Source organism: Terrabacter sp. Root181, from assembly GCF_001428505.1.
GTDB lineage: Bacteria > Actinomycetota > Actinomycetes > Actinomycetales > Dermatophilaceae > Terrabacter.
Genome location: NZ_LMHU01000001.1, coordinates 1,437,585 through 1,449,779 on the forward strand (window position 1 = coordinate 1,437,585; position 12,195 = coordinate 1,449,779).

The window sequence follows — 12,195 nt, forward strand, 5'->3', positions numbered from 1 at the left end:
GAGCGTCGAAGATCTTTGCGCCCACCGACCCCGTTCGTCGCTACCGTCGTGGCATGCCAGACCTGTCGTCGATCCGCAGGGCCTACGGACGTGACGGGCTGACGGGCGTCCTGACGGCCACGTGGGGGTGGGCGTTGCGCCTCGTGCGCTCAGGCAGAGCCTCGCCCGTGGCGCCGGCCCCTTCTGCCCCTTCTGCCCCTTCTGTCGGGTTGAAGCCTGGTGCGGCGGCCGCTCTCACGGCACAGACCGTCGACCTGGACCGGGCCAACGCGTTCTTCGAGAAGAGACGCGCCGGCTATGAGACCTTGGCGGACGTCGTGGCGCCTTACCTACCGACCGACGGCGTGCTCTTCGATGTCGGAGCCAATGTCGGCTTCTTCACGAAGGTGTTGGTCGAGCGAACCGGCTTCTCGGGTCGGGCTCACCTGTTTGAGCCTGTTCCCAACCTGGCCGAGCTCTGTGCCCTGACAGCGGACGAGCTGTCGTGCGAAGCGACCGTCCACGGTGTCGGCCTGAGCGACGCCGACTCGCACCTCGAGATCTTCATCTCGAGCGACGGCAACCTTGGCTGGAACACCATGGTCGAGCAGAAGGCCCGCGGCAAGGCGATGATCCCGGTCGACATCGAGGTCGCCCGGTTCGACGGTCTCGCGATCACGGAGGTGCCCGACCTGGTCAAGATCGACGTCGAAGGTGCGGAGTACCTCGTGCTCGAGGGGATGCTGCCGTCCATCGCTATGTGGTCACCACTGCCGGTCATCCTCTGCGAGATCGGTTGGGGTGCCGGGCACCCGGAGTGGCCGCAGGAGCTGGCAGCCTTCGACGCGCTGAGGGCGCTCGGCTACGAGACCACCCTCGTGAACGGCGACCGGGTGGACGTCCGCGACCTTCGGAGCACGACGGACGTCCTGTTCATCCCGGGCCCCCGCGCCTGACACACTGTCGGGCATGGCGACCCGCAGCCGCAGCAGCGACGTGAAGAGAGCTCCGACCGTCGTGGCACTGGCCAACCAGAAGGGCGGCGTCGCCAAGACGACGTCGGTCGCGAGCATCGGTGCCGCGCTCGCCGAGCTCGGCCGGCGGGTCCTGCTCGTCGACCTCGACCCGCAGGCCTGCCTCACCTTCTCCCTCGGCGTCGACCCCGACACCGTCGAGCGGTCGATCCACGACGTCCTCACCGGCTCCGCCGAGATCGGCGACGTCGTCGTCACCTGCGAGGAGGGGCTCGACCTCGTGCCGTCGGCCATCGACCTCGCCGGCGCCGAGGCCATGCTCCTGCCGCGTCCCGGCCGCGAGTACGTCCTGCGCTCGGCCCTCGAAGGCGTCGACACGGCATACGACGTCGTGCTCCTCGACTGCTCGCCGAGCCTCGGGGTGCTGACGCTCAACGCGCTCACCGCGGCCGACGCCCTCATCATCCCGATGCCGTGCGAGATGCTCAGCCACCGCGGCGTCGGGCAGCTGCTCGACACCGTCGCCGACGTGCAGAAGATCCTCAACCGGGACCTCGAGGTGTGGGGGATCCTGCCGACCCTCTTCGACGGACGCAGCAACCACGCCCGCGAGGTGCTCGCCGACGTCGGGGAGCGCTACGACCTGCCGGTCCTCGAGCCGCCGATCCCCAAGACGGTGCGCTTCGCCGAGGCCCCGGCCGTCGGTCGCTCGATCCTCTCGACGGCCCGCACGTCCAAGGGCGCCCAGGCCTACCGCGACGTCGCGACGTCGCTGCTCGAGAGGCTCTGACGCGGGTCCCAGAGGTTCGCCCCGACTCGCCGACGGGGAATGAACCGTGGTGAGGCTGCGCTGCACCCGAGAGCGTCGCCACCCACCACGAAGGAGAAACCCGTTGATTTCCACCCCCGCCCTGGTCGCACCGAGCGCCGGATCCGCCTTCGAGGCCCGGACCGTCGAGCACCGCGACCTGCGTGACGACGACGTCCTCATCGACATCAGGTTCGCGGGCATCTGCCACAGCGACATCCACCAGGTCCGCGAGGAGTGGGGCAGCGCGATCTTCCCCATGGTCCCCGGCCACGAGATCGCCGGTGTCGTGTCGGCCGTCGGCGACGGCGTGATGAAGTACCAGGTCGGCGACCGCGTCGGCGTGGGCTGCATGGTCGACTCCTGCGGCGAGTGCGAGTTCTGCAAGAACGGCGAGGAGCAGTTCTGCTCCCAGGGCGCCGTCATGACCTACAACGGCAAGGGCTACGACGGCGAGCCGACCAAGGGTGGCTACGCCCAGCAGGTCGTCGTCTCCGAGCGCTTCGCCGTCGGTATCCCCGACGGCATCGAGCTCGACGTCGCGGCGCCGCTGCTGTGCGCCGGCATCACCGTGTGGTCGCCGCTCAAGCGCTGGGGCGCCGGCCCGGGCAAGAAGGTCGCCGTCATCGGTCTCGGCGGTCTGGGCCACATGGCCGTCAAGCTGGCCGCCGCGATGGGTGCCGAGGTCAGCGTGCTGAGCCGCACCGACGCCAAGAAGGGCGACGGCGAGGCCCTCGGCGCCACGAGCTACCACGCCACCGGTGACGAGGGTGTCCTGAAGAGCCTCAAGGGCAGCTTCGACATCATCATCAACACGGTCAGCGCGGACCTGCCCATGCAAACCTACATCGGGCTGCTGCGGCCCCTCGGCGTCATCGCGAACGTCGGACTCCCCACGGGCAACTACGACTTCGCCCCCGGCGCCGTCGTCGGCGGCAGCCGTGTCGTGGCCGGCTCGAGCATCGGCGGCATCCCCGCCACGGCCGAGATGCTGGCCTTCTGCGCCGAGCACCGCATCGGCGCGACGATCGAGAAGATCTCGGCCGACGAGGTCGACGCGGCCTACGAGCGCGTCGTCGCCGGCGACGTGCGCTACCGCTTCGTCATCGACACCGCGACGATCAACGCCTGATCTCCCCAAGGCCTGACAGACCACCGCCCCCGCCGCAACACACCGTGTAGGTCACAACACCCCGGGATCCGATCCCGGGGTGTTGTGACCTACACGGTGTGTTGCGTCCGCTCGGGGCGGGGGCGGGGGCGGGCGTGGACGGGTCGAGAGCCGGGAGGCCGTCGATGGACGTGGCGTTCTTCTCGGCGCGGTAGGTCGCCAGACCCTCGTCGCCGCGGTTGCCCGCCCACCGGGTCAGCAGGTCGCGGTCACCCTCGTGGCTCATGAAGGGGACGGCGTACCCGCACGAGTCGGAGACGCGCTCGACGTCGACGACCACGACACCTCTGGCGCCGGCGTGGTCGGCGAAGAGCGCGCGGTACGCGTCGAACCCGGCCTCACCGAGCGCGACGTAGCGCCCGGTCCCGTGCAGCCGTACGATGTTCGGCGGGCCCTCGAAGGCGCAGAACATCACGGTGATGCGACCGTTCTCCCGCAGGTGCGCGACCGTCTCGGAGCCGCTGCCCGTGAGGTCGAGGTAGGCGACCTCGTGCTCGCCGAGCACGACGAAGGTGCCGTCGAGGCCCTTGGGGGAGAGGTTGACGTGACCGTCGGCGGCGAGCGGCGCCGTCGCCACGAAGAAGAGGTGCTGCGACTCGATGAAGGCGCGCAGGCGCTCGTCGATGCCGTCGTGGAGCTTCATGGTGGTGGCCTCCCTCGGTGCTGCCTTCTCCCACCAGCGTAGGAGCGTGCCGCCGCACAGCCACGGGCCGACCGCACCGTGGACCGGGTCGGCGTGGCCGACTCGTGGGGGACGTGCGAAGGCCCGGGCGGGACACCGTGTGGTGTCGACCGCCCGGGCCCCTCACGTGTTGCGTGCGACGTCAGCCGAGGCGGCTCGACGTCGCGGCGTCACTCGGCCGCAGTGGTCGCGGGCGCGGCCTCGCCACGTGCGGCGCCGCCCCGACCGGCCCCGCCCCGACGGCGACGGCGCGGCGGACGCGACCCGCCCTCGGCGGCGTCGGACTGTCCGTCGGACCCGGCGTCGGACCCGCTGCCGGCGGGAGCCGACGACTCGGTGCCGGCGCCCTCACCGGCGGCACCGGCGGCCGCGGCCCCGGCACCACGCGTACGACGGCGGTTGCGGCTGCGACGGGGACGGCTCTCGCCGGCCTCGGCGGTGGAGTCGCCGGAGTCGCCGGAGTCGCCGGAGTCGGACGACCCGTCGGCGTCGCCACGGGGCCGGTCGGAACGCGAACGCCCACGCTCGCCGCCACGGTCGCGGTCGCCGCCACGGTCACGGTCGCCACGACCCGGGCCGGAACCGGCGCCGGACTTGCCGTGGCGCTTGCCGGTCTCGCCGAGGTCCTCGATCTCCTCGGCGCCGAGGCCCGCGAGCTTCTGCTGCGAGCGACGCAGGCGACCCTTGGCGTCGGTCGGGATGTCGAGGTCGGTGTAGAGGTGGTCCGAGCTCGAGTAGGTCTCCTGCGGCTCGGGGATGCCGAGGTCGAGCGTCTTGTTGATGAGCGCCCAGCGGTGGAGGTCGTCCCAGTCGACGAAGGTCACCGCGACACCGGTGTTGCCGGCTCGGGCCGTGCGGCCGATGCGGTGCAGGTAGGTCTTCTCGTCCTCGGGGCACTGGTAGTTGATGACGTGCGTGACGTTCTCGACGTCGATGCCGCGGGCCGCGACGTCGGTCGCGACGAGGATGTCGACCTTGCCGTTGCGGAAGGCCCGCAGCGCCTGCTCACGGGCGCCCTGGCCGAGGTCGCCGTGGATCGCGGCGGCCGCGAAGCCCCGCTCGACGAGCTCGTCGGAGACCTTGGCGGCGGTGCGCTTGGTGCGGCTGAAGATGATCGTCAGGCCACGGCCGGTGGCCTGCAGCATGCGCGAGAGCATCTCGACCTTGTCCATGGCGTGCGCGCGGTAGACGAACTGCTCGACCGCCTTGACGGTGTGCGCGTTCTCGGTGTCGTCGCCCATCGCGCGGATGTGCGTCGGCTGCGTCATGTAGCGGCGGGCGAGGGCCACGATGGCGCCCGGCATCGTCGCCGAGAAGAGCATCGTCTGGCGCGACGCCGGCGTCAGGGACATGAGGGTCTCGACGTCGGGCAGGAAGCCCAGGTCGAGCATCTCGTCAGCCTCGTCGAGCACGACCGTGCGCGCCTGCGACAGGTCGAGGTGGCCCTGCTTGGCCAGGTCGATGAGGCGGCCGGGCGTGCCGACGACGACCTCGACGCCGTTCTTGAGGGCCTCGATCTGCGGCTCGTAGGCGCGCCCGCCGTAGACGGTGAGCACGCGGACGCCGCGCTTGCGACCGGCCCGCTGGAGGTCGCTCGCGACCTGCACGGCGAGCTCGCGCGTCGGGGCTACGGCGAGGGCCTGCGGCTTGCCGGGACGGGCCTGCTCGTCGAAGCCGGCGTCGCCGGGGGCGAGCACCCGGTTGAGGATCGGCACGCCGAACCCGAGCGTCTTGCCGGTGCCGGTCTTGGCCTGGCCGATGATGTCGTGGCCGCCCAGGGCGACGGGCAGCGTCATGGCCTGGATGGGGAAGGGGTGGACGATGCCGTGCTCGGCGAGCGAGGCGACGATGTCGGGGTGGACGTCGAAGTCGGCGAAGGTCAGCTCGGGGGCGACCGGCTCGGCGGCCGGCTCGGCCACCTCGGTCTGCTCCGCCGGGGCCTCGGGAGCCGTCGGCTCGACCGTCTCGGCGACGGTGGGCTCGGGCGCGTCCGTGGCGACCCCCGCGTCGGCGGGGGTCTCGTGGGGCTGGGTCATGGGCATCTCTCGATCGGCACGAGCACCCCGACGGTGCGGGAGCTCAGTGGCGCGTGACGGGCCGATCGGAGACTGTCAGGGACGGTGGGTGGCTCTCGCGCTGTGCGGGCTCCACCGGTGCGCGGGGAGTCCGCGAGCACCATCTGGGCAAACCATCGGGCCGACCGGGCACCGAGTTGTCAAGCCCAGTCTACCGGCATGCGGGCAGAACGCCCGAACTCGTTCACTAGATTGGGCGCATGAGCGACGACGCGACGCCCGGACCCTCCGTCGACCTGGCGGGTGAGAGCGCCGACGAGCCCGGCTACCTCGCCGCCGTCACCGACCTGCTCGGGGCGCTGGCGTACGGCGAGCTGCGTGCGTTCAGCCAGCTCGCCAAGGACGCCGAGCTCGCACCGACGCTGCACCACAAGTCGGCACTCGCGGTCCTCGCCGCCCACGAGCTGAAGAACTACTCGGTGCTCACCGAGCGCCTCCAGTCCCTCGGCGTCGAGCCGGAGACGGCCATGGAGCCGTTCGTGGCTGCCGTCGATGCCTTCCACGAGCGCACGGCCGCGTCCGACTTCCTCGAAGGCCTCGTCAAGGCCTACGTCGGTGAGGGCATCGCCCAGGACTTCTACCGGGAGATCTCGCGCTACGTCGACGAGGACACGCGGGCGCTCGTCGTCAGCGTCCTCGAGGACACGGGGCAGGCCGAGTTCGCGGTCACCGTCGTGCGCGAGGCGATCGCCGCGGACCCGCGGCTCGCCGGCCGGCTGGCGCTCTGGGGGCGCCGCCTCGTCGGCGAGGCGATCACCCAGGCCCAGCGGGTCGGTGTCGAGCGCGACGCGCTCGCGAGCATCCTCGTCGGCGCACCGGGCCGGGCCGGCGCCGACCTCGCAGAGCTCGGCCGCATGTTCGCCCGCCTCACCGACGAGCACTCCCGCCGCATGGAGCGCCTCGGCCTCTCGGCCTGAGCGGGCGTATGCCGCCCTCCCGGCCGATGCGTGAGTGCACCCGTCCAAGGGGGCGGGGGAGACGGCATACGAAACCAGCGTGGGCAGCGACGGGTGCACCGGACACGCCGAAGGGCCCGACCGCATGCGGTCGGGCCCTTCGGTCGCAGGGTCGGTCAGACCGACTTGCTGGTCATCCGGCCGTAGAGCACGATGATGAGCGCGGCGACGATGGCGCCGAGGATCAGCGGGATCCAGGCGATACCCGAGCTGTTCGAGTAGCCGAGCTGGCGCACGACGAACGTCACGACGACGTTGGCGACGATGCCGATGAGGATCGTCATGACGAGCGAGATGTTCTGCTTGCCCGGCAGGATGAGGCGGCCGAGGGCACCGATGATGGCACCCACGATGATGGCCCCGATGATTGTTCCGATCATGTGACGCTCCTTCTGGCCGCCGTTCGGACGGCCTCTTGGTCCGCGAGGGGTGCGGACAACACATGCGACGAGATCAATGTCCCACCGCGTGGGGCTGGTGTGGTGGATGTGGCGCGTGCCATTTCCACCGGGTTTCGCCCGCGAGGGGACGAAGGTGACGAGACCTCCGTCGGAGGCTCGTCGGGAGCGTCAGCGCGTCTGGCGGTTGCCGGTGACCATGCCGTAGCCGACGATGAGCGCGGCGGCGACGACGACACCGATGAGGCCGGAGATCCAGTCGATCCCCTTGGTGTCACTGACGCCCGTGGCCTTGTAGTAGATGAACGCGCCGATGAGTGAGCCGACGGCGCCGAGGACCACGGTGAGCAGGACGCTCATGTGCTGCTTGCCGGGGAGCACAAACCGGGCGAGCGGTCCCACGATCGCACCCGCGACGAGGGCGGCAAGGATGGTTCCGATCATGTCTACGCTTCCTCCTTCGAGCCCGCTGCGCGGGCGGCGACGACCGGGCGTTCCCGGCTCGTTCCTCCACCTTGTACCCGCATGACGGCCTCGGGCCACACCCGCGTCGGCCGGCCTCGCGTGCGGGTGGGAGCGGAGGCATGACGAAGGCCGCCGACCGTGTCGGTCGGCGGCCTCCGTCAGCCCGTGTCACTCGTGGTCAGTCGGCGGTGATGCCGTGGCCGACGCCGGGACTGCTTGCAGGGGAGTGCTCCTCGGACGCGTTCAATGAGCGCCGAAGCCGACGCCCGACTTGCGCTCCGCACCGGTCGTCACGTAGCCGATCGAGGCGGAGGGCACCATGATGCGACCGCCCTTGTCGTCGACGAGCTCGAGGGCCTCGGAGCCGAGCGACGCCTTGACGGCGGCGAAGATCTCTTCGCTGCTCTGGGTCGTCTCGAAGGTGATCTCGCGTGCCACGTTCTGCACGCCGATGCGGACCTCCACGTCAAACCTGCTTTCTCAGTTCTGGTGGACGCGGTCGACCACGTCCTGTCGTCACCTTAACGAGCGGGAGTGCCGACCGATTCCCTGGCCGCGCCACCGGGCCTGTCGCCCTCGTCGCCGCGGCCCTCGCCCCGGCCGACGGCCGGGAAAGCGCCGAAGCCACGACGGATGAGCGCGGCGGTGAGGCGCACGGCCGTCTCCTTCGAGAGCGTCGCCTCGTGGGTGAGCCAGTGGCGTGCCGAGGTCTGCGCCAGGCCGACGAAGGCCACGCCGACGAGGACGGCCTCCTCCTGGTCCATCGAGGTCTCGCTGCGGATGATCTCGGCCATCGCCTCGGCGCACGTGAGGTCGATCTGGTCGAGACGCTTGCGCACCTCGGGCTCGTTGGCGAGGTCGGACTCGAAGATGAGCCGGAAGGCCGCGCCCTCCTGCCCGACGAAGTCGAAGTAGGCACGGGTCATCGTGTTGATGCGCGCCTTGTTGTCCGAGAGCGCGAGGGCGTCGCGGACGAGCTGCTCGAGCTCGCCCGTGTGCTGGTCGATGAGCGCGAGGTAGAGCTCGAGCTTGCCGGGGAAGTGCTGGTAGAGCACCGGCTTGGAGACCCCGGCCCGGGCTGCGATGTCGTCCATCGCAGCGGCGTGGTAGCCGTTCTCGACGAAGACGCCCAGGGCGGAGTCGAGCAGCTGGGCGCGCCTCTCGGATCGGGGCAGCCGCTGGCCGCGGCCGGGCGGGGTGGTCTCGTCTGCCATGCGGATCCTCTTCGGGTGTGGACGCGTCTTCTCGTCGGTCTCGGCGTCCGCCCCCGCAGACGACCGTGTCCGTCTCACCATACCGAGCAGTACGGTGAGGGCATGTCGACGGATCCGCTGGTCAAGACGGCTCGGGCCCTCAGCAAGGCCGAGACGACGAGGTACGCCCGTCACGTGCTGCTGCCCGATGTCGGCCGCGACGGGCAGGAACGCCTCGCCGCCGCCCGGGTGCTCGTCGTCGGTGCCGGAGGCCTCGGGTCGCCCGCGCTGCTCTACCTCGCCGCAGCCGGTGTCGGCACCATCGGTGTCGTCGACGCCGACGTCGTCGACCTCACCAACCTGCACCGCCAGGTCATCCACTCGGACGCCGACATCGGCCGGCCCAAGACCGAGTCCGCCGAGGCAGCCGTCCACCGCGTCAACCCGCACGTCGAGGTGGTCCGCCACGACGTGGCCCTCGACTCGGCCAACGCCCTCGGGATCATCGGTGACTACGACCTCGTCGTCGACGGCACCGACAACTTCCCGACGCGCTACCTCGTCAACGACGCCTGCGTCATGCTCGGCAAGCCGCACGTGTGGGGATCGATCCTGCGCTTCGACGGCCAGGTCTCGGTGTGGTGGGCCGGTCAGGGCCCCTGCTACCGCTGCGTCTTCCCCGACCCGCCGCCGCCCGGCTCGGTGCCGAGCTGCGCCGAGGGCGGGGTGCTGGGCGTGCTGTGCGCCGCCATCGGCTCGGTCCAGTCGACCGAGGCGATCAAGCTCCTGCTCGGCATCGGCGAGCCGCTCGTGGGGCGGCTCATGGTGCACGACGCGCTGCGCCAGACGTGGGACACCCTGACGGTCAGAGCGGACCCGGAGTGCCCGGTCTGCGGCGACGACCCGACCGTCACCGAGCTCATCGACTACGTCGAGTTCTGTGGCGTGCCCGGTGCGGCCGCCCACGACGAGGGTGATCTCCCGGCGGTCACCGTCCACGAGATGGTGGGCGAGCTCGCCGGTGACGAGCCGCCGCTGCTCGTCGACGTCCGCGGTGAAGAGGAGCGGGCGATCGCCTCGATCCCCGGTGCCGTCGCGATCCACCTCGATCTCTTCCGTTCCGGTGAGGCCTTCGACGAGCTGCCCTCTGACAGAAGGGTGCTCATCTACTGCAAGGTGGGTGCGCGCTCTGCCGAGGCCACCCGGCTCGCCCTGCGCGCGGGGCTCACCGACGTCGCCAACGTCGAGGGCGGCATACTCGCCTACCTCCGGGAGATCGACCCGAGCCAACCCGAGTACTGAGAGGACGCCCGTTGCCGCTGGAGGACCACGCCGAGCGCGTGCTCGACCTCGTCGCGACCATCCCCGAGGGGCGCGTTCTCGCGTACGGCGACATCGCCGGGCGCCTCGGTGGCATGGGTCCGCGCACGGTCGGCACCGTCATGAGCCGCTACGGTTCCGACCTGCCGTGGTGGCGGGTCATCCGCTCCGACGGCCGCCCGCCGCAGGGTCTCGAGGACGAGGCGCTCGAGCACTGGCGCGCCGAGGGGACGCCCATGGTGCGCGGATTCGTCGAGGGGGGACGCGCCGACATGGCCAAGGCCCGATGGGACTTCGGCGGTGCTCCGGCGGCGTCCGGCCCGGCCGGGAGAGCGGGCCCGCGCGGCGGCCTGCACCACGTCGAGATCTGGGTCGACGACATCGTCGCGGCCAAGCGCGAGTGGGGCTGGCTGCTCAAGCGGCTCGGCTACCACCTCGGTGACGACTGGGGCCACGGCCAGGCGTGGGAGCTCGGCTCGCTCTACGTCGTCGTCGAGGCCGGTCCGGACGTCGTGGCCGGGCGTCACGAGCGCACGCGCGCAGGCCTCAACCACCTTGCCTTCCATGGTGGCTCGCGCGCCGAGGTCGACTCGCTGGTCGACGCGTGCGGCGAGGGCGGGTGGACGTTGATGTTCCCCGACAGGCACCCGTATGCCGGTGGCCCGCAGCACTACGCGGCCTACCTCGAGAGCGGCGAGGGCTTCGAGGTCGAGATCGTCGCGGCCGGCGCCTGACACGCGTTGGCGAGACCTCGGGTCAGGACCCCGGCCCGGGACCTTCGACCCTGCCGGCACGGGCCGTGAGGAGCGAGGGTGGGGGTGCGGCCCGTGGCTGCGGTCGCCACGCGCCAGGTCTCGAGGAGCCGATCCGATGGTCACGTCCACGCATGCCTCAGCACCGAGGAGTGCGACACCTGAGGGTCCGGCGACCCTGCCGGACCCGTCCTGGGCCCGTCTCTACCGGATCGGTGGGGCCTGTGCCGGCGTCTTCGTCGTCATGGTGGTGGTCGGCATCGTCCTGGCCGTCGCGGCCCCCGTGGCGCCCACCGAGGGCGGCGCGGCCACGCTCGCCCACATCGCGGCGCACCGGTCGCTCTACGTCCTGCAGCAGCAGCTCTGGCTCGTTCCCGGGGTGTTCGCCGCGGTGGTCTACCTCTCGCTCTATCCCGCCCTGAGGCATCTCGACCGGAGCCTGGCCGCGCTCGGGACGGCGATCGGGGGTGGGGCCTGGGCCCTGACGCTGACGATCCCCACGACGACCACGGGGGCGCCCGCGCTGGTCCACCTCAGCGACCAGTTCGTCGTGGCCGACCCGGCACGTCGGCTCGCCCTGGCCACGGCGGCCGAGACGCTCATCGCCCAGAACCGCACGACGTCGGTGGTCGGGCCCCTGACGACCGTCGGGCTCCTCCTCGTCTCGGTCGTCATGCTCCGTGGGGTCTTCCCCCGTTGGGTCGCCCGTCTGGGCGTGGCCGCGGGGGTGCTCGGGATCGCGGCCGAGGCGCTGCGCATGGTCGTCGAGGGCTTCTACGTCGTCTACGGGGTCCTGCTCCCGGTGTGGATGGCGGCCGTGGGGTGGCACCTCTACCGGCTCGGCCGCCGGGACCGAGACCCGGCCGATGCGACCTAGGACGAGATGCAGGCGAGCAAGACTTGATTTGTTCCAGACAAGCGGGAAGACTCGGGGCATGACCGGAGCCGACGTCGAGGTGAAGCTGCGCGAGTCGGGCCTGCGCGTCACGCGCCAGCGCGTCGCCGTCCTCACGGTCCTGCACGACCACCCGCACACGGACACCGACACCGTCATCCGCCGCGTCCGTGAGGTCGCCGGCGACGTGTCGCACCAGGCCGTGTACGACGTCCTGCGCGCTCTCACCGACGCCGGTCTCCTGCGCCGCATCCAGCCGACGGGCTCCGTCGCCCGCTACGAGGTGCGTGTCGGTGACAACCACCACCACGTCGTGTGCCGCTCGTGCGGCGCCATCGCCGACGTCGACTGCGCGGTCGGCCACGCCCCCTGCCTCACGCCATCCGACCACCACGGTTTCGTGATCGACGAGGCCGAGGTGACGTACTGGGGTGTGTGCCCCACGTGCGCCGCCGCGGCCGCCTCCTGAAGTTGCCACCCCGAAAGAGAAGGACGTCCTCGTGTCTGAGCTCCACCAGCCCAACGCC

The 12,195-nt window shown here is 71.2% G+C and carries 14 protein-coding genes; 8 read left to right on the plus strand and 6 right to left on the minus strand.

From position 1 onward, the window contains the following. The first annotated feature begins 53 nt into the window (after positions 1 to 53). The 3 genes from ASD90_RS06730 to ASD90_RS06740 all read left to right on the plus strand — a co-directional run bounded on the left by ASD90_RS06730 (position 54) and on the right by ASD90_RS06740 (position 2,893). On the plus strand, positions 54 to 935 hold the full coding sequence (locus ASD90_RS06730; RefSeq protein ID WP_157623031.1) for an FkbM family methyltransferase: 882 nt from the start codon (positions 54 to 56) through the stop codon (positions 933 to 935). 13 nt (positions 936 to 948) lie between these two features. Beyond that, entirely contained in the window at positions 949 to 1,743 is a 795-nt protein-coding gene (locus ASD90_RS06735) for a ParA family protein (RefSeq protein ID WP_056753149.1), read from the plus strand. Between the two features lie 103 nt (positions 1,744 to 1,846). Next, positions 1,847 to 2,893 (plus strand): NAD(P)-dependent alcohol dehydrogenase, encoded by a 1,047-nt coding sequence (locus ASD90_RS06740; RefSeq protein ID WP_056753152.1) that lies wholly within the window; start codon positions 1,847 to 1,849, stop codon positions 2,891 to 2,893. On the opposite strand, the gene ASD90_RS06745 is transcribed toward ASD90_RS06740, so the two are convergent. Next, positions 2,883 to 3,575: a pyridoxamine 5'-phosphate oxidase family protein gene (locus tag ASD90_RS06745; protein WP_369793572.1), complete on the minus strand. Its 693-nt coding sequence runs from the start codon at positions 3,573 to 3,575 to the stop codon at positions 2,883 to 2,885. The genes ASD90_RS06740 and ASD90_RS06745 overlap by 11 nt on opposite strands. A gap of 209 nt (positions 3,576 to 3,784) precedes the next feature. Then, the gene (locus tag ASD90_RS06750; protein ID WP_056753157.1) at positions 3,785 to 5,650 is read right to left on the minus strand and encodes a DEAD/DEAH box helicase; all 1,866 of its coding nucleotides are present in this window, start codon (positions 5,648 to 5,650) and stop codon (positions 3,785 to 3,787) included. Positions 5,651 to 5,889: 239 nt separating this feature from the next. Here ASD90_RS06750 and ASD90_RS06755 point away from each other — a divergent pair, with 239 nt between their 5' ends. After that, entirely contained in the window at positions 5,890 to 6,606 is a 717-nt protein-coding gene (locus ASD90_RS06755) for a ferritin-like fold-containing protein (protein ID WP_056753161.1), read from the plus strand. 155 nt (positions 6,607 to 6,761) lie between these two features. Here ASD90_RS06755 and ASD90_RS06760 read toward each other — a convergent pair whose 3' ends face one another. The 4 genes from ASD90_RS06760 to ASD90_RS06775 form a co-directional block, all read right to left on the minus strand. Next, the gene (locus ASD90_RS06760) at positions 6,762 to 7,025 is read right to left on the minus strand and encodes a hypothetical protein (RefSeq protein WP_056753163.1); all 264 of its coding nucleotides are present in this window, start codon (positions 7,023 to 7,025) and stop codon (positions 6,762 to 6,764) included. A 189-nt stretch (positions 7,026 to 7,214) separates the two neighbouring features. Further along, positions 7,215 to 7,487 carry a GlsB/YeaQ/YmgE family stress response membrane protein gene (locus tag ASD90_RS06765; protein ID WP_056753166.1) on the minus strand — a complete coding sequence of 91 codons (273 nt, stop codon included), beginning with the start codon at positions 7,485 to 7,487 and terminating at the stop codon, positions 7,215 to 7,217. A 264-nt stretch (positions 7,488 to 7,751) separates the two neighbouring features. Continuing rightward, positions 7,752 to 7,973: a DUF3107 domain-containing protein gene (locus ASD90_RS06770; protein WP_056753170.1), complete on the minus strand. Its 222-nt coding sequence runs from the start codon at positions 7,971 to 7,973 to the stop codon at positions 7,752 to 7,754. A gap of 56 nt (positions 7,974 to 8,029) precedes the next feature. Continuing rightward, on the minus strand, positions 8,030 to 8,722 hold the full coding sequence (locus tag ASD90_RS06775) for a TetR/AcrR family transcriptional regulator (RefSeq protein ID WP_056753172.1): 693 nt from the start codon (positions 8,720 to 8,722) through the stop codon (positions 8,030 to 8,032). 102 nt (positions 8,723 to 8,824) lie between these two features. Here ASD90_RS06775 and moeB point away from each other — a divergent pair, with 102 nt between their 5' ends. The 4 genes from moeB (at position 8,825) to ASD90_RS06795 (ending at position 12,137) form a co-directional block, all read left to right on the plus strand. Continuing rightward, positions 8,825 to 10,003 carry a molybdopterin-synthase adenylyltransferase MoeB gene (moeB, locus tag ASD90_RS06780; RefSeq protein WP_056753175.1) on the plus strand — a complete coding sequence of 393 codons (1,179 nt, stop codon included), beginning with the start codon at positions 8,825 to 8,827 and terminating at the stop codon, positions 10,001 to 10,003. 11 nt (positions 10,004 to 10,014) lie between these two features. Continuing rightward, positions 10,015 to 10,755, plus strand: a complete 741-nt coding sequence (locus ASD90_RS22860) for an MGMT family protein (protein ID WP_082588517.1) — start codon at positions 10,015 to 10,017, stop codon at positions 10,753 to 10,755. 136 nt (positions 10,756 to 10,891) lie between these two features. Beyond that, complete coding sequence (locus ASD90_RS06790; RefSeq protein ID WP_056753178.1) at positions 10,892 to 11,650, plus strand: DUF4386 domain-containing protein; 759 nt, start codon at positions 10,892 to 10,894, stop codon at positions 11,648 to 11,650. A 58-nt stretch (positions 11,651 to 11,708) separates the two neighbouring features. Beyond that, on the plus strand, positions 11,709 to 12,137 hold the full coding sequence (locus tag ASD90_RS06795) for a Fur family transcriptional regulator (RefSeq protein ID WP_056753179.1): 429 nt from the start codon (positions 11,709 to 11,711) through the stop codon (positions 12,135 to 12,137). Positions 12,138 to 12,195: the final 58 nt, after the last annotated feature.

Bases quoted from the DNA above. Each gene is read 5' to 3' on its own strand.
- ASD90_RS06755 (WP_056753161.1), top strand. From the start codon at position 5,890: ATGAGCGACGACGCGACGCCCGGACCCTCCGTCGACCTGGCGGGTGAG.
- ASD90_RS06765 (WP_056753166.1), bottom strand. From the start codon at position 7,487: ATGATCGGAACCATCCTTGCCGCCCTCGTCGCGGGTGCGATCGTGGGA.
- ASD90_RS06775 (WP_056753172.1), bottom strand. From the start codon at position 8,722: ATGGCAGACGAGACCACCCCGCCCGGCCGCGGCCAGCGGCTGCCCCGA.
- ASD90_RS06750 (WP_056753157.1), bottom strand. From the start codon at position 5,650: ATGACCCAGCCCCACGAGACCCCCGCCGACGCGGGGGTCGCCACGGAC.
- ASD90_RS06790 (WP_056753178.1), top strand. From the start codon at position 10,892: ATGGTCACGTCCACGCATGCCTCAGCACCGAGGAGTGCGACACCTGAG.
- ASD90_RS06795 (WP_056753179.1), top strand. From the start codon at position 11,709: ATGACCGGAGCCGACGTCGAGGTGAAGCTGCGCGAGTCGGGCCTGCGC.
- moeB (WP_056753175.1), top strand. From the start codon at position 8,825: ATGTCGACGGATCCGCTGGTCAAGACGGCTCGGGCCCTCAGCAAGGCC.
- ASD90_RS06760 (WP_056753163.1), bottom strand. From the start codon at position 7,025: ATGATCGGAACAATCATCGGGGCCATCATCGTGGGTGCCATCATCGGT.
- ASD90_RS06735 (WP_056753149.1), top strand. From the start codon at position 949: ATGGCGACCCGCAGCCGCAGCAGCGACGTGAAGAGAGCTCCGACCGTC.
- ASD90_RS06745 (WP_369793572.1), bottom strand. From the start codon at position 3,575: ATGAAGCTCCACGACGGCATCGACGAGCGCCTGCGCGCCTTCATCGAG.
- ASD90_RS06730 (WP_157623031.1), top strand. From the start codon at position 54: ATGCCAGACCTGTCGTCGATCCGCAGGGCCTACGGACGTGACGGGCTG.